Genomic DNA, 15,375 nt, shown 5'->3' with positions numbered 1-15,375 from the left:
TGGGGCCCGCTTTGCTGCAGCTCGCGGATGCAGGCCTGCAGGCGCAGGTGCAGGATGTAGCTGGCCAGGGTGTCGGTTTCGCCGGCGAAGGCGTTGTGCAGGTGGCGCTTGCTGCAGTTGAGCGCGTGGGCAATCTGCTCGATGGACAGGGCCGGGTCGCGCAGCCGGGTGCTGACGTAGGCGCGGATGCGGTCCTTCAGGGCTTCGCGCTGCGTCACGGCTGTGGCCTGGCCGGCCAGTTCGATCAGCGACAGGCGCACCAGCTGGGCGATGAGTTCGCCGGCACCGCGGGCGGCGGCCGCGCTCATGTTGGGCAGCTCCTGGTAGGTGCTGCGCATGGTGGTGAGCGCCACGCGGGCGATGCCGCTGGCGCCGCCCACGTGGCGTGCCATCAGGTTCTCCAGCGGCAGGCCGCGCTCGATGAGCTGCGCCTTGGGCAGCATCACGATCAGGTGTTCCACCCGTTCGGGGTTGTCCACGGCGTAGGAGCCGGTGGTGTCGTAAATGGTCCAGGCACCGGGGCTGACCCAGGCGCGCCGGCCCATCTGCTCGACACCGGCGCGGCCCTGCAGCGGCGCCACGATCTTGAGGTAACCCGCATCGCTGGCGCGCACCATGTCCGGGGTGCGCACGACGCGGTGGCGGTTGGCTTCCAGCCGGGTCAGCACCACGTCCCCCGCCTGGGCAGACATCATTTCGCCGTCGAAATCGGTGTCGCCGTAGAGGTCGGATTCCAGGCCGCCGAAATGTTTCCAGATCCAGTCGCGCCACACCGGTGCGCGCTCGCGCGGGGCGAAGTCGTTGGTCGATACCAGGGTGGCCGCGGTCATGCTTGTCTCCGGTTTTTGTGGGCTCGGCCCATGGCAAAGATTATGGGTGTTGTGCCCTGTCCTGTTGCAGTTACGGGTCAAGGGTTAACCCGGATCGCCGTGCGCTGACCGTCAACTGCTTTGTGCGCGCAAAGCAAAGCGCCCGGTCCGGTGTCTGCCTATCATGCGGGTTCCAACAGCCCTTCAGGGCGACTACACAGGAGACACCATGGTCCAGACATCCAAGCGTCAATTGCTCAAGGGCGCTGCCGCCGCCGTCGGCGCCGCCGCCTTTGCCCCCTCCCTGTTTGCCCAAGCCGGCCCGGTGCGCATCGGCTACGCCATTGCCCGCACCGGCCCGTGGACCGGCGGCGCGCAGGTCAGCCAGGAGCCCAACTACCTGCTCTGGGCCGAGCAGGTCAACGCGGCCGGTGGGCTGGACGTCAAGGGCACGAAACGCCCGATCGAGCTGATCAGCTCCGACGACCGCAGCGACATCGAGACCTGCGTGCGTTCGTATGAAAAACTGATGGGCAGCGACAAGGTTGATTTGATCCTGCCACCCTGGGGCAGCAATGCCAACTTCGCGATCGCGCCGCTGGCCAACCGCATGGGTTACCCGGTGCTGGCGCCGACGGCGCTGTCGCGCAAGCTGGTCGAGCTCAAGCTGCCGAACTTCTTTTTGCTGCTGCAGCAGCCCGACCGCATGGTCGGCGCACTGGTGGACATGCTGGTGGCCAATGGCGTGAAGACGGTGGCCGTCATCTATGTGGACGACCTGTTTGGGCTGGAGAATTTCTCGGCGCTCAAGGTCGCGTTGCGCAGCACCGGCATTCAGGTGGTGGAAGAAAAAAGCTACCCCGGCGACATCAAGGACTTGTCGCCGGTGCTGCGCTCCATCAAGGACAAGAAGCCGGAGGCCTTCATCGGCCTGAGCTACCCGCCCGACACCATCCTGGCCAGCAAGCAGTCCAAGGAAATCGGCTTCAACCCGCGCTTTTACTATGCCTCGGTCGGCACGGCTTTCCAGCTTTACCGCAACGTGATGACACCGGCCGGCGCCGAAGGCGTGCTCGGCATGGGCTCGTGGAACAGCAAGACCAGCCCGGGCGCGAAGGCCTACTTCGATGCACACACCAAGAAATTCGGCGGCAAGGAGCCGGACCGCTGGGCCAGCGGCCACTGCTGGGCCGGCCTGGAGATCCTGCAGGCGGCCGTGGCCAAGTCCGGTCTGGACCGCAAGGCGATCCGCGACTACATCGCCGGCAACACGCACAAGACCATCATCGGCGACATCAAGTTCACCGGCAGTGAAAACACCGCCACGCCGGGCACCGTGGGCCAGTGGCAAAACGGCGAGTTCGAGGTGGTGTGGCCGCAGAAGGTGGCCACTGCCAAGCTTAGCCTCGTCAAGCCCGCCTGGAAATAAATTCTCCGACCTGCCAACACCACCCCGTTCAGGCTGAGCCTGTCGAAGCCGCCCCGCGCACTTCGACAGGTTCGGTGCGAACGGGGCTGCCTTTTTCACCATGTCACTTTTTTCCTGGCTTGAACTGATCGCTTCCGGGCTGATCACCGGCGGCATCTACGCGCTGGTGGCGCTCGGGCTGAACCTGCAGTACGGGCTGATGCGCATCCTGAACATCGCGCACGGCGAATTCCTGATGCTGGGCGCCTACCTGACCTGGATGGCACACACCACGCTCGGCATCTCGCCGCTGCTGATGGTGCCGGTGTCCTTTCTGGCGCTGATGGCGCTGGGCCTGGTGATTCACAAGCTGTGCTTCCGGCGCCTGACCATCACATCGCCGAACCTCGACATCTTCGAGGCGCGCGGCCTGATGGTGGCCTTCGGCCTGATGTTCCTGGTGCAGAACTTCGCCTCTTTCATGTGGGGCGGCGACCTGCGCGGCTACGACTACCTGGCCGAGCCGGTGAAGATCGGCGAGGCGCAGTTTGCCGGCAACAAGGTGCTGGTGTTCGGCCTGGCGTTGCTGTTCAGTGGCGCGCTGATTGCGTTGCTGCGCTTCACGCTGCTCGGCAAGGGTGTGCGTGCGTTGATGCAGTCGCCGACCGGCGCGCAGCTGGTGGGCATCGACACGCAGCGTCTGCATCCGCTGATGTTCGGCATCGGCCTGGGGTTGTCGGGTGTGGCCGGCTGCCTCTTGTCCATGGCCTACACCATCACGCCTTCCATGGGTGAGCCCTATACCGTCACCGCGCTCATCGTCATCACGCTGGGCGGCTTCGGCAGCATGAGCGGCGCGCTGGCCGGCGGTTTGCTGCTGGGCGTGGTGGAAGCGCTGGGCATGCATTTCACGAACCCCTCGCTGAAGGCGCTGCTGTCCTACAGCGTGTTTATTGCGGTCCTGTTGTTGCGGCCGCGCGGCCTGTTTGCGAAGTAGAAGAAGAATGAAAGACAAACAGATTCTGGTGCGCGACCTGCTGCTGTTGCTGGCCTTTACCGGCTGGGCACTGGCGCTGCCGCATTACGGCAGCGAGTTTGTCGTCTCGATGGCGCTGACCTGCCTGATGTACGTGGCGCTGTCCTCGAGCTGGGGCCTGTTCTGCGGCAGCACGCGTTACCTCTCGCTGGCGACCTCGGCCTTCTTCGGCATCGGCGCCTACACCAGTGCGATTGCGCTGGAAAAAATGGCCTGGCTCGAGTCGATTGCGCTGGGCGCCGGCATTGCGACGGTGGTGGCTGTGATCATGGGCGCGGCTGTGCTGCATTTGCGCGGCACTTACTTTGCGGTGCTGACCTTCGGCATGACCGAGCTGATCCGCCATGCGGTGACCTACTTTGAAAAGAAAGTCACCGGCACGGTGGGCCGGGTGCTGACCGTGGTACCCGACCGCGACACGATTTACCTGACGGTGCTGGCACTCGCCGTGCTCGCGGTGCTGGTCTCCATCATCGTGCGGCGCAGCCGCTTCGGCCTGGCGCTGATGGGCATAGGCGCCGACGAGCAGCGCGCGCAGACCCTGGGCGTGAACACGCGGCTGATCAAGGTGGCCGGCTTTGCGATGACCGCCGCGTTTGCCGGCGCCGTGGGTGCGGCCATGGCGGTGCGCTGGACCTACATTGACCCGCACACGGTGTTCAACCCCTTCATCGGTTTCCAGACCGTGCTGATTGCGCTGATCGGCGGTGCGATGACCCTGTGGGGCCCGCTGATCGCCGCGATTGTGTTCAGCGTGCTGGCCGAGACGCTGCGCCTGCAGGCGCCGCAGGTCTACATGATGTCGCTGGGGCTGCTGCTGATTTTGAGCGTGCTTTACCTGCCGGGCGGGTTGGCCTCGCTGCGCTGGGCCACCTTCAGCGGCTGGTGGCGTGACAGCCGCGGCTGGGCGCGTGGCCTGAGCCGCAAGGAGCGCAAGAATGGCTGAATTGCTGCTGCAGGCGCGTGACATCACGGTGCGTTTTGGCGGCCTGACGGCGGTCGATGCCGTCAGCGCCGACTTCCATGCCGGCGAACTGGTCGGCATCATCGGCCCCAACGGCGCCGGAAAGACCACCTTTTTCAATGCGATTTCGGGCGTGATCCCCCCGACCGGCGGACAGCTGCTGGCGGCCGGGCGCGATCTCGCGGGGCAGGGGCCGCACCGTTATGCGGCAGCCGGTGTGGCGCGCACCTTCCAGACGCCGCGCGTGTTTCCCGACATGAGCGTTGCCGCCAACATCGACTTCGGACTGAAGTTTGCCGGGCGAACGCGCAAGGGCTCCTGGCATCTGCGCGACGAAACCAGCATTCTTGAACTGATCGGCCTGCAGGCCCAGGCGGCCTTGCCGGCGGGCGCCATCACCCCGTCGCAGCAGCGCCTGCTCGAGGTCGGCATGGCGCTGGCCACGCGGCCGCGTTTGCTGCTGCTCGACGAGGTGGCGGCCGGCCTGACCGAAGCCGAGATTGAAAACATGGCGCAGCTGATACGCCGCATGCGTGACGAACTGGACCTGACGGTGGTGTGGATTGAGCACGCCGTGACAACCTTGCTGCGCCATGTGGAGCGCGTGATCGTGCTGCACCAGGGCCGCAAGATTGCCGACGGCACGCCGGCCGAGGTGGTGCGCAATGAAGAGGTGATTGAAGCCTATCTGGGGGATGAGATGGTGGAAGCCGAGGGGGAGGCTGTATGAAGCGAAGGGCGAGGGCCCCGCGCAGCGGGATCGACCAGCGCAATGCTGCCTGCTGCCGACGCCGCGGTGTGGCCTTGACCACAATATTTAGGGAGGCAGCTGCATCATGATGTGGCATGCCCCTTCCTTCGTGCTCGGCGGCTCCGCGCATGCGCATCTCAAAGTCGCCGGCCTGAGCGCAGGTTACGGCGCCTTCCTGGTGCTGCGCGATCTGACGCTGGAGATCAAACCCGGCCTGACCGTCATCCTCGGCCCCAATGGCGCCGGCAAGACGACCTTGCTCAAGGCGCTGTCCGGCCTGATTCCGCGCGGCGGCGAGGTGCTGCTCAACGGTGAAGCGCTGCCCGAAAAAACCAGTGACATCGTCAAGGGCGGCATGGCGCTGGTACCGGAAGGCCGGCAGTTGTTCCCCCAGATGACGGTGACTGAAAACCTGGAGCTCGGCGGCTGGCTGGTCGCCAAGGCCGAACGCACCCGGCGCCTGGAGCAGGCCTTCAACGATTTTCCCAAGCTGCGCGAACGCGCGCAGCAGCTGGCCGGCACCATGAGCGGCGGCGAGCAGCAGATGGTGGCGGTGGCGCGCGCGATGATGAGCGCGCCGCGCCTGCTCATGCTCGATGAGCCCTCGCTGGGCCTGGCGCCGCGCATGGTCGATGAGCTGCTGGCGATCACACGCCGCATCGCCGACGCCGGCACCACGGTGCTGATGGTCGAACAGAACGTGAAGAAAGCGCTGGCCGTGGCCGACCGCGGTTATGTGCTGGAGCGCGGCACGCTGGTGGCCAGCGGGCCGGCGGCGCTGCTGGCGCGTTCGACCGTCATTCGCGAAGCCTATCTGGGGGCGGCGCCCGCGCAAACCATTGCATCCAAACCCGTTCGGGCTGAGCCTGTCGAAGCCCTTCGATAAGCGTCCGGCGAGAACTCATCCACCTTTCGAATTTCCAAGGAGAACATCATGTCTGACATGTCCATGCTGATCAACGGTCTGAAGGTCACCGCTGAAAAAGGCGCCACATTCGAGCGCCGCAATCCGCTCGATGGCAGCGTCGCTACCCGCGCACCGGCCGCCTCACCGGCCGACGCGGTGATGGCCGTCGAAGCCGCCGCCGAAGCCTTCAAGACCTGGAGCGAAACCGGGCCGAGCGCGCGCCGCGCGCTGCTGCTCAAGGCGGCCGATGCGCTGGAGGCGAAGACGCCGCAGTTCATCGAAGCCGTGGCCGCCGAGACCGGCGCTTCCGGCATGTGGGCGGGCTTCAATGTGATGCTGGCTGCCGGCATGATCCGCGAGGCGGCCTCGCTGACCACGCAGATCAGCGGCGAGGTGATTCCCTCCGACGTGCCCGGCAGCCTGGCCATGGGTGTGCGCCAGCCGGCCGGTGTGGTGCTCGGCATTGCGCCGTGGAACGCGCCGGTCATTCTCGGTGTGCGTGCCATTGCCACGCCACTGGCCTGCGGCAACACGGTGATCTTCAAGGGTTCGGAAAACTGCCCGCGCACGCACCAGCTGATCGTGGAGGCGTTTGCCGACGCCGGCTTTCCGCCCGGTGTCGTCAACTACATCACCAACGCCCCGCTTGATGCCGGCGCGGTGGTCGAGGCCATGGTGGCGCACCCGGCGGTACGGCGCGTCAACTTCACCGGCTCCACCAAGGTCGGCAAGATCATCGCGATGACCTGCGCGAAATACCTGAAACCGGTGGTGCTGGAGCTCGGCGGCAAGGCGCCGCTGGTGATCCTCGACGACGCCAACATCGACGACGCGGTCAACGCCGCCGCCTTCGGCAGCTTTGCCAACAGCGGCCAGATCTGCATGTCCACCGAACGCATCATCGTGGACCAGAAAATCGCCGATGCCTTTGTGAAACAGTTCGCGGCCAAGGCCAGCGCCTTGCCGCTCGGTGACCCGCGCAAGCCCGAGCCGGTGGTGCTGGGCTCGGTGATCGGCATGGGCACGGTCGAGCACTGCAATGCGCTGATCGACGACGCACTGGCCAAGGGCGCGAAGCTGGCCTGCGGCGGCAAGGCCGAAAACACGCTGATGCCCGCGACCGTGCTGGACCATGTGACACCTGCGATGCGCATCTACCACGAAGAGACCTTTGGCCCGGTCAAGTGTGTGGTGCGTGTCAGCGGCGTCGAGGAGGCCGTGGCCTGTGCCAATGACAACGCCTACGGCCTGTCAGCCGCGGTGTTCGGCGGCGACATCGCGCGCGCCTTCAACGTGGCCAGGCGCATCGACTCCGGCATCTGCCACGTCAACGGCCCGACGGTGCATGACGAGGCGCAGATGCCGTTTGGCGGCGTCAAGGGCAGCGGCATCGGGCGCTTCGGCGGCAAGGCGGGTGTGGCCGAGTTCACCGAGCTGCGCTGGATCACGATACAGACGACGCCGCGGCACTATCCGTTCTGATCCGTCATCCCGGAATTGATCCGGGATCCATGTTTGCTTACTGCTTCGTGCTTCGTTGGTTTGTAGTTCGCTAGCAAGCCATTTCGCCGGGGCTTGCCACCGATGCCAGGCTCGGTGCCGTCGCCCGCTCCAGTGACGTCAGCCACGCCATCGCAACAATGGCACTGTCCCCGCACATCTCCTCAGATGGCATCAGCTGCCCACACACGGCCGGCCGGTCGGGCTGGCCGAAGATGCGGCAGGCATTGGCCTCGTCCAGCTGCACGCAGCGTACCCCCGCCGGCTTTCCCTGCGGCATGCCGGGAATCGGGGAGCTGATGGAGGGGGCGATGCAGCAGGCACCGCAGCCAGGACGGCAGTTCACAAATGCCTTTTGCTATTAATAAGGAAGCTGTTGGCGCCCGTGGAATAAGGGCTGAACGCCAATTCAAGCATGGAGTCGGCTGCTCGCAAAGAGAACCTGGTCGATCACCGCCTGTACGTTTTTGCGATGGGTTTCGTTGACCAGCTTGCCATCGGCGTCAAACGCATCACCCGCATGGCCCAGCGCAAAGGCTTGGGGCGCGACCCAGCATTGCGCGTTGAGCAGCAGCGGCACCAGGTGGCTTTGCGAACGCAGTCCGCCCAGCGCGCCCGGCGAGGCGCTGAGCATGCCCACGACCTTGCCGCTGAAGGACTTGAAACCTTCCTGCCAGGCCGGGTCGGCCTTGACCGGACTGGAAACCCAGTCGATGGTGTTCTTGAGCAGGGCGGTGTAACTGCCGTTGTATTCGGGTGAGCAGATGATCCAGGCCGGGTGCTCGAACATCAGCTGCTTGAGCTTCATGACGTCGGCTGGTGTTCCCTTGGCTTCCAGGTCGGCGTTGTACATCGGGATGTCAAAGTCCGCCAGTTCGAGGTGGGTCACGTCGGCGCCGCTGGCGCGCGCCAGATCGGCGGCTGCATGGGCGAGTTTGCGGTTGAAGGAGGCGAGCCGGGTGCTGCCGGCGAAGATCAGAAGTTTCATCCCTCTATTGTGCTTGCGTGCCGCGCCTGGCGGGCCGGAACGCTGCTGTCCGCCTGCGCCATCAAGGATTTAGGCGTTTAGCCCTTATGAGGTAAGCGCGAATAGCTATTAAAATCATAGCGATCAGTTTGCCTTGCCGGTAGAAGGAATGGCATTGGCCTTGTTGGGGGCCGGCCGCACAAAAAAGAGGCACCCTGATAAAATCATGCTTTTCGTCCTGTGAAAGCGGCAAGCTGTTTGCTGACTTCTCCGGCCCGGCCGGTCTTTTCCAGGGCGTGCAGGCACCTCGCCTGACGACTGCTTTATTGAAGGAGGCGTGATGCACTCGCCTTATGTATATCCGCAAGAATTTGACGTGATCGTGGTCGGTGGCGGCCATGCCGGCACCGAGGCCGCGCTGGCCGCTGCCCGCATGGGCTGCAAGACCCTGCTGCTGACGCACAACATCGAGACCCTGGGCCAGATGAGCTGCAACCCCTCGATTGGCGGCATCGGCAAGGGCCACCTGGTCAAGGAAGTCGATGCCATGGGTGGCGCGATGGCGCTGGCCACCGACGAAGGCGGCATCCAGTTCCGCATCCTCAACAGCTCCAAGGGTCCGGCTGTGCGTGCCACCCGGGCGCAGGCCGACCGCATTCTGTACAAGGCGGCGATCCGCCGCATGATCGAAAACCAGCCCAATCTCTGGCTGTTCCAGCAGGCCGTCGACGACCTGATGGTCGAGGGCGACCGGGTCGTCGGGGCAGTCACGCAGGTCGGTATCCGCTTCCGTTCGCGCACCGTGGTGCTGACGGCAGGGACATTTCTGGACGGCAAGATCCATGTCGGGCTCAACAACTATGCGGCGGGCAGGGCGGGGGATCCGCCGGCGGTGTCGCTGAGCGCGCGTCTGAAAGAGCTCAAGCTGCCGCAAGGCCGCCTGAAAACCGGCACACCGCCGCGCATCGACGGGCGCAGCATCGACTTCAGCAAGTGCACGGTGCAGCCGGGCGACGGCATGCCGGGTGGCACGCCCGGGCCGGTGCCGGTGTTCAGCTTCATGGGCGGGCGCATCCAGCACCCGAGGCAGATGCCTTGCTGGATCACCCATACCAACGAGCGCACCCACGAGATCATCCGCTCGGGGTTTGACCGCAGCCCCATGTTCACCGGCAAGATCGACGGCGTGGGCCCGCGCTACTGCCCGAGTGTCGAGGACAAGATCAACCGTTTTGCCGGCAAGGAAAGCCACCAGATTTTCCTGGAGCCCGAAGGCCTGAGCACCCACGAGATCTACCCCAACGGCATCTCGACCAGCCTGCCGTTTGACATCCAGTACGACCTCGTGCGCTCCATGGCCGGCATGGAGAATGCCCACATCCTGCGCCCGGGCTACGCGATCGAATACGACTACTTCGACCCGCGCGCGCTGAAAACCAGCTTTGAAACCCGGTCCATCGGCGGGCTGTTTTTCGCCGGGCAGATCAACGGGACCACGGGTTACGAGGAAGCAGCGGCCCAGGGCATGTTTGCCGGCATCAATGCCGCGCTGCAGTGTCAGGGTAAAGAGGCCTGGCTGCCGCGGCGCGACGAGGCTTATCTGGGCGTGCTGGTGGATGACCTGATCACCAAGGGGGTGACCGAGCCCTACCGCATGTTCACCAGCCGGGCCGAGTTCCGCCTGATGCTGCGCGAAGACAATGCCGACATGCGCCTGACCGAAAAGGGCAGGGAGCTGGGGCTGGTGGACGATGCCCGCTGGGATGCCTTCAACCGCAAGCGCGACGCTGTTTCACGTGAAACAGAACGCCTGCGCTCCGTCTGGGTCAACCCGCGCAACCTGCCGCTGGCCGAGGCTGAACGTGTCTTGGGCAAGGCCATCGAACGCGAGTACACCTTGCTTGATTTGCTGCGCCGCCCCGACGTGAACTACGCGGCGCTGATGTCGTTGGACGGCGGCAAGTATGCGAACCCCGAACTGGCATCGCCCGCGGAGGGTGTTTCACGTGAAACAGAGGCCGCCGACATGGCGGCCGGCGTCATCGAGCAGATCGAGATTGCCGTCAAATACGCCGGCTACATCGACCTGCAGAAGACGGAAGTGGAGCGTGCCTCGCACTACGAAAACCTCAAGCTGCCGGCCGACCTGGATTACCTGCAGGTCTCGGCGCTGAGTTTCGAGGCGCGACAAACCCTGGCCAAACACCGGCCCGAAACCCTGGGCCTGGCCTCGCGCATCTCCGGCATCACGCCGGCGACGGTGTCGCTGCTGCTGGTGCACCTGAAGAAGAACCTCTGGAAAAACACGGTTCCCCTGAAACCTGCCGAACAAGCCGAAGCCTGATGCGCAGCGGTGAACAGGATTTGCGCGCCGGACTGAAGGCGCTTCAGCTGGACCTGGATGATCAACAAGTGGGGCAGTTGCTGGACTACCTGGATCTGATTGCCAAATGGACCAAGGTCTACAACCTGACGGCGGTGCGTGATCCGGCGGAAATGATGACGCATCACCTGCTCGACAGCCTGGCGGCCATCTGGCCACTGCTTCGACATCTGCAGAAAGCCGGGTTGGCGCAGGGGGCCAGTCTGCTGGACGTTGGTTCGGGCGCCGGTTTGCCGGGCGTGGTTATTGCCATCTGTTGCCCGGCCGTGGCCGTGACCTGTGTGGATACCGTGGCCAAGAAAGCAGCGTTCATCAAACAGGCGGCGCTGGCCCTGAAGCTGCCCAAGCTGACCGGCCTGCACGCGCGGGTGGAAACGATAAGCCAGCCTTTTGACGTGATCTGCTCGCGCGCCTTTGCGTCGCTGGTTGACTTCACGCAATGGTCGGCCGGGGCGCTGGCGCCGCACGGCGTATGGATGGCCATGAAGGGCAAACACCCGGCGGACGAAATCGCTGCCCTGCCGGCTACGGTGGAAGTGTTTCACGTGGAACAACTGGCCGTACCCGGGCTGGCCGCCGAGCGTTGTCTGCTCTGGCTGCGACCCAAAACCGCGGTTTAGCCCACAGCCCGGGCAAAAAATCTGCACATCCGCCGCGGATCACGGAGGCGGGCAGATTTTCAGCCTGTGCGCTGACGTAAACTCAAAACTCTGTTTTTCGGAGGTTTTCCATGTTGGGTTCATTTGCCGGCGTTGCCGACTACGGCGCTTTTGTGGTCGCCATCATTGTTTTTCTGCTGATTCCCGGCCCCGGCAACCTGGCGCTGATCACCTCGACCAGCAAGGGCGGCATCGCCGGCGGCTTGGGCGCAACCCTGGGCGTGATCGCCGGCGATCAGGTGCTGCTCTGGGCCGCGGTGGCCGGCGTGTCGGCCGTGATGGCCGCCTACCCGACCGCCTTTCATGCGGTGCAGTGGGCCGGTGCGGTTTACCTGGCCTGGCTCGGGTTCAAGATGCTGCTGGCCAAGCCCGGCGATGCCCCTATCCTGCAGATCAAGCCGCGCCACTATTTCCGCCAGGCCCTCCTGATCACCCTGCTCAACCCCAAGGCCATCGTTTTCTACATGGCCTTCTTTCCCCTGTTTGTCGATCCGGCCCGGCACCAGGGCCTGAAGACCTTTGCCGTCATGGCCGCCACCATTGCGGGACTCACCTTTCTGTACGGCCTGACCTCGGTGCTGATCACCTACTTTCTGGCTGCACGCATCCGCGCCAACCCGAAAATTTCCGCGGTGCTGAACAAGGCGGCCGGCGTGTTCCTCATCGGCTTCGGCATCAAGCTGGCCATCTCCAAGTAAACCTTCCGATCCCCAGAACCCAAAGAAGAACATGGCCAAAATATTCTGCGTTGCCAACCAAAAGGGCGGGGTGGGCAAAACCACCACCACGGTCAATCTGGCGGCGGGGCTGGCCAAGGTCGGGCAGCGCGTGCTGATGATCGACCTGGACCCACAGGGCAACGCCACCATGGGTTCGGGCGTGGACAAGCGCAAGCTCGAACTCACGGTATACGACGTGCTGCTCGAATCCGCGTCGGTGCTGGAGGCGCGGGTGCGCAGCGAGAAATGCGGCTACGACGTGCTGGGTGCCAACCGCGAGCTGGCCGGCGCCGAGGTCGAGCTGGTCGATGTCGAGCGCCGCGAAAAGCGGCTCAAGCTGGCGCTGGCGGATGTCGGCGAGCACTATGATTTCGTGCTCATCGATTGCCCGCCCTCGCTCTCGATGCTGACGCTCAACGGCCTGTGCTGCGCCCACGGCGTGATCGTGCCCATGCAGTGCGAGTACTTTGCGCTCGAAGGCCTGACGGATCTGGTCAACACCATCAAGCAGGTGCACGCCAACCTCAACAAGGACCTGGCCATCATCGGCCTGCTGCGTGTCATGTTCGACCCGCGCATCACCCTGCAGCAGCAGGTCAGCGACCAGCTGAAAGAGCATTTCGGCGACAAGGTGTTCAACACCGTGATCCCGCGCAATGTGCGCCTGGCCGAAGCGCCGAGTTACGGCCTCCCCGGCGTGGTGTTTGACCCGTCGTCCAAAGGCGCGCAGGCTTTCGTCACCTTCGCCGAAGAGATGGTGCAGCGCATCAAGGCCATGTGATGGCCCGGGTTTCAAGCCAAATCGGCCTCCAGCCCAGGTGCGACGTGCGCTGACAGCTATCAAAACCATAGTAAACCTGCTTTTCCCGGCATGAAGTCCTCGAACGTCCTGATCCTCCCCGGCTGGCAAAACAGCGGCCCCGACCACTGGCAAAGCCGCTGGGAGCGGGCGCACGGCTACCAGCGTGTGGAGCAACACGACTGGATGCACCCGCTGCGCGGCGACTGGATCGCACGGCTCGAAGAGGTGCTGCTGTCCTGCGACGAGCCTGCCGTGCTGGTGGCGCACAGCCTGGGCTGCATACACACGGCGGCCTGGGCCACCCATTCGAAAAACACGCAGCGCGTCAAGGGCGCGCTGCTGGTTGCACCGCCCGACGTGGAGCGCGAGGACATCCGCCCCATGCTCAGCAGCTGGGCGCCGGTGCCGCTGCAGCCGCTGCCTTTTCCGGCCGTGGTGTTTGCCAGCAGTGACGACCCGTTTTGCGCGCCCGCGCGGGCGGCGCAGTTCACCGCCGCCTGGGGCGCCAGGCCCATCGACGCCGGTGCACGCGGCCACCTCAATGCCGCCAGCGGCCTGGCCGACTGGCCCGAGGCCCACGAACAACTCATGCGGCTGATACGTCTCTGACGCTTCGCCACCCTATCTGAACCAGAGAAAGACAAGACACCATGGTCACCAAAAAACCCAAAGGCCTGGGCCGCGGACTCGAAGCCCTGCTGGGCCCCAAGGTCAGCGAAGCCGGGGACGCCGACAAGGGCAACAGCAGCGCCACCAGCCCCGGCCAGCCGGCCTCGCTGCTGCTGACCGACCTGGTCGCCGGCCAGTACCAGCCGCGCACCCGCATGGACGAGGGCGCGCTCTACGAACTGGCTGAGTCCATCAAGGTGCAGGGCATCATGCAGCCGATTCTGGTGCGGCGCCTGACCAGCGGCGCCAACGACGGCAAGTACGAAATCATTGCCGGCGAGCGCCGTTTCCGTGCGGCCAAAATCGCCGGCCTGGACAGCGTGCCGGTGCTGGTGCGCGACGTGCCCGACGAGTCCGCCGCGGCCATGGCGCTGATTGAAAACATCCAGCGCGAAGACCTCAACCCACTGGAAGAAGCCCAGGGTTTGCAAAGGTTAATCAAGGAGTTTGGGCTCACTCACGAACTGGCTGCACAGGCCGTAGGCCGCTCGCGCAGCGCCGCCTCCAACCTGCTGCGCCTGCTGAACCTGGCCGAGCCGGTGCAGACGATGCTGATGGCCGGCGACATCGACATGGGCCATGCGCGCGCGCTGCTAGCGCTGGACCGGGCCGCGCAGATCACCGCCGGCAACCAGATTGCAGCCAAAAAAATGTCGGTGCGCGAGGCCGAAAGCCTGGTCAAGAAGCTCAGCGCCGAGTTTTCGCTCAAGCCGCAGAAAAACACCAAGGAAAAGTCGCGCGACACCCGCCGCGTGGAAGAAGAGCTGGCCGACCTGCTGATGGCCGACGTCGAAGTCCGCGTCAAGAAGCAGGTCAAACGCAATGGCCGGCGCGAGGACACCGGCGAAGTCGCCATCCAGTTCGCCTCCATGGACGAGCTCAACGGGCTGATCGAGCGCCTGCGCGGCAACAAATAAGCCGGCCCGGCGGCGGCAGGCTGCCCCTTTTTAGCGTCTTCTCCGGTATTGCCCTGCAGCGCGGGGCGAGGGCTACCTGCCCCCAATTTATGGGATGGTGCCGGCTTTCGGTGATAGCGATACTAATTTTGTAAACAAGAGCCTCCTTTTGTACAAAATTGTTTGCGTTTGGTTGCCATACCCGGCGCCGCGCGCCGTTGCCAGGAAAGAAGCCGGACATGACCAGAACCACCGCCAAAACCGCCTCGCTGTTGCTGCTGGTGTGCAGCCTCGCCGCCTGCCAGACCAACCCGCCGCTGCAAAACGCCACCGGCGTGTCGTCGATGGATGTGGACCCGGGTCGCAAGGGGCCGGTGTCCGGCGTTGGCGTGGAAAGCCAGGACATCCTGGCCATGACCGACCAGATGATGCGCGACATGCTGGCCGAGCAGATTTTTGCCGAGACCGGCAAGCGCCCGCGCGTCATCATCGACAGCCAGTACTTCGTCAATGAAAGCTCGCAGGCGATCAACAAGAACCTGATCACCCAGCGCCTGATGGTCAACCTGAACCGCGCCGCGCGTTCGCGCATGCAGTTCATCAACCGCCAGAACACGGCCATGATCGAGCAGGAGCGCGCGCTCAAGCGCAGCGGCACCACCGATGTCGGTACCACCGGCCTGACCAAGGCGCAGCTCGGCGCCGATTACCGGCTCTCCGGAAAAATCGGCTCGCTCGACAGCCGCAACACCAAGACCGGAATGATCCAGCGCTACACGCAGATCGCCTTTGAAATGACGGACCTGGAGTCCGGCGAAATCGTCTGGAGCGGCATTTACGAATTTGCCCGTGCCGCAGCCGACGACGTGATTTACCGCTGACCAGAACCACAGGGAGCTTTGCGC

At 64.6% G+C, this 15,375-nt stretch carries 16 protein-coding genes; 13 read left to right on the top strand and 3 right to left on the bottom strand.

The window, feature by feature from the left end; all coding sequences use genetic code 11:
- Positions 1 to 830: DNA-binding protein (locus tag B7X65_RS06550; RefSeq protein ID WP_293593486.1), on the bottom strand; the 830-nt coding region annotated here is incomplete at its 3' end.
- Positions 831 to 1,038: 208 nt separating this feature from the next.
- Here B7X65_RS06550 and B7X65_RS06545 point away from each other — a divergent pair.
- From B7X65_RS06545 to B7X65_RS06520, 6 genes are all read left to right on the top strand, one after another.
- The gene (locus B7X65_RS06545; RefSeq protein ID WP_293593485.1) at positions 1,039 to 2,238 is read left to right on the top strand and encodes an amino acid ABC transporter substrate-binding protein; all 1,200 of its coding nucleotides are present in this window, start codon (positions 1,039 to 1,041) and stop codon (positions 2,236 to 2,238) included.
- Positions 2,239 to 2,338: 100 nt separating this feature from the next.
- Positions 2,339 to 3,214, top strand: coding sequence for a branched-chain amino acid ABC transporter permease (locus B7X65_RS06540; protein ID WP_293593484.1), 876 nt, complete (start codon positions 2,339 to 2,341; stop codon positions 3,212 to 3,214).
- A 7-nt stretch (positions 3,215 to 3,221) separates the two neighbouring features.
- On the top strand, positions 3,222 to 4,199 hold the full coding sequence (locus tag B7X65_RS06535) for a branched-chain amino acid ABC transporter permease (RefSeq protein ID WP_293593483.1): 978 nt from the start codon (positions 3,222 to 3,224) through the stop codon (positions 4,197 to 4,199).
- Positions 4,192 to 4,947, top strand: a complete 756-nt coding sequence (locus B7X65_RS06530) for an ABC transporter ATP-binding protein (protein WP_293593482.1) — start codon at positions 4,192 to 4,194, stop codon at positions 4,945 to 4,947. Before B7X65_RS06535 ends, B7X65_RS06530 begins: the two co-directional genes overlap by 8 nt.
- A 106-nt stretch (positions 4,948 to 5,053) precedes the next feature.
- The gene (locus tag B7X65_RS06525) at positions 5,054 to 5,854 is read left to right on the top strand and encodes an ABC transporter ATP-binding protein (protein WP_293593481.1); all 801 of its coding nucleotides are present in this window, start codon (positions 5,054 to 5,056) and stop codon (positions 5,852 to 5,854) included.
- A 48-nt stretch (positions 5,855 to 5,902) separates the two neighbouring features.
- The gene (locus B7X65_RS06520; protein WP_293593480.1) at positions 5,903 to 7,357 is read left to right on the top strand and encodes an aldehyde dehydrogenase; all 1,455 of its coding nucleotides are present in this window, start codon (positions 5,903 to 5,905) and stop codon (positions 7,355 to 7,357) included.
- Positions 7,358 to 7,427: 70 nt separating this feature from the next.
- Here the strand turns inward: B7X65_RS06520 and B7X65_RS06515 are convergent, their stop codons facing one another.
- Both B7X65_RS06515 and B7X65_RS06510 read right to left on the bottom strand, forming a co-directional pair.
- Positions 7,428 to 7,721: a YkgJ family cysteine cluster protein gene (locus tag B7X65_RS06515; protein WP_293593479.1), complete on the bottom strand. Its 294-nt coding sequence runs from the start codon at positions 7,719 to 7,721 to the stop codon at positions 7,428 to 7,430.
- A gap of 63 nt (positions 7,722 to 7,784) precedes the next feature.
- Complete coding sequence (locus tag B7X65_RS06510) at positions 7,785 to 8,363, bottom strand: NAD(P)H-dependent oxidoreductase (protein WP_293593478.1); 579 nt, start codon at positions 8,361 to 8,363, stop codon at positions 7,785 to 7,787.
- Positions 8,364 to 8,682: 319 nt separating this feature from the next.
- Here B7X65_RS06510 and mnmG point away from each other — a divergent pair, with 319 nt between their 5' ends.
- The 7 genes from mnmG to B7X65_RS06475 all read left to right on the top strand — a co-directional run bounded on the left by mnmG (position 8,683) and on the right by B7X65_RS06475 (position 15,351).
- On the top strand, positions 8,683 to 10,686 hold the full coding sequence (mnmG, locus tag B7X65_RS06505) for a tRNA uridine-5-carboxymethylaminomethyl(34) synthesis enzyme MnmG (protein WP_293593477.1): 2,004 nt from the start codon (positions 8,683 to 8,685) through the stop codon (positions 10,684 to 10,686).
- Positions 10,686 to 11,345: a 16S rRNA (guanine(527)-N(7))-methyltransferase RsmG gene (gene rsmG, locus B7X65_RS06500; RefSeq protein ID WP_293593476.1), complete on the top strand. Its 660-nt coding sequence runs from the start codon at positions 10,686 to 10,688 to the stop codon at positions 11,343 to 11,345. Before mnmG ends, rsmG begins: the two co-directional genes overlap by 1 nt.
- A gap of 110 nt (positions 11,346 to 11,455) precedes the next feature.
- Positions 11,456 to 12,082 (top strand): LysE family transporter, encoded by a 627-nt coding sequence (locus B7X65_RS06495; protein ID WP_293593475.1) that lies wholly within the window; start codon positions 11,456 to 11,458, stop codon positions 12,080 to 12,082.
- 31 nt (positions 12,083 to 12,113) lie between these two features.
- On the top strand, positions 12,114 to 12,884 hold the full coding sequence (locus B7X65_RS06490; protein WP_096698324.1) for a ParA family protein: 771 nt from the start codon (positions 12,114 to 12,116) through the stop codon (positions 12,882 to 12,884).
- A gap of 90 nt (positions 12,885 to 12,974) precedes the next feature.
- Entirely contained in the window at positions 12,975 to 13,514 is a 540-nt protein-coding gene (locus B7X65_RS06485) for an alpha/beta fold hydrolase (protein WP_293593474.1), read from the top strand.
- Positions 13,515 to 13,555: 41 nt separating this feature from the next.
- Positions 13,556 to 14,491 (top strand): ParB/RepB/Spo0J family partition protein, encoded by a 936-nt coding sequence (locus B7X65_RS06480; RefSeq protein ID WP_293593473.1) that lies wholly within the window; start codon positions 13,556 to 13,558, stop codon positions 14,489 to 14,491.
- Positions 14,492 to 14,709: 218 nt separating this feature from the next.
- A complete protein-coding gene (locus tag B7X65_RS06475; RefSeq protein WP_293593472.1) occupies positions 14,710 to 15,351 on the top strand; it encodes a penicillin-binding protein activator LpoB in 642 nt (213 codons plus the stop codon).
- Positions 15,352 to 15,375: the final 24 nt, after the last annotated feature.

The organism is Polaromonas sp. 39-63-25 (assembly GCF_002278925.1).
GTDB lineage: Bacteria > Pseudomonadota > Gammaproteobacteria > Burkholderiales > Burkholderiaceae_C > Polaromonas.
Note: the sequence above shows the minus strand (reverse complement) of the source record. Positions and strands in the feature narration are given on the sequence as shown.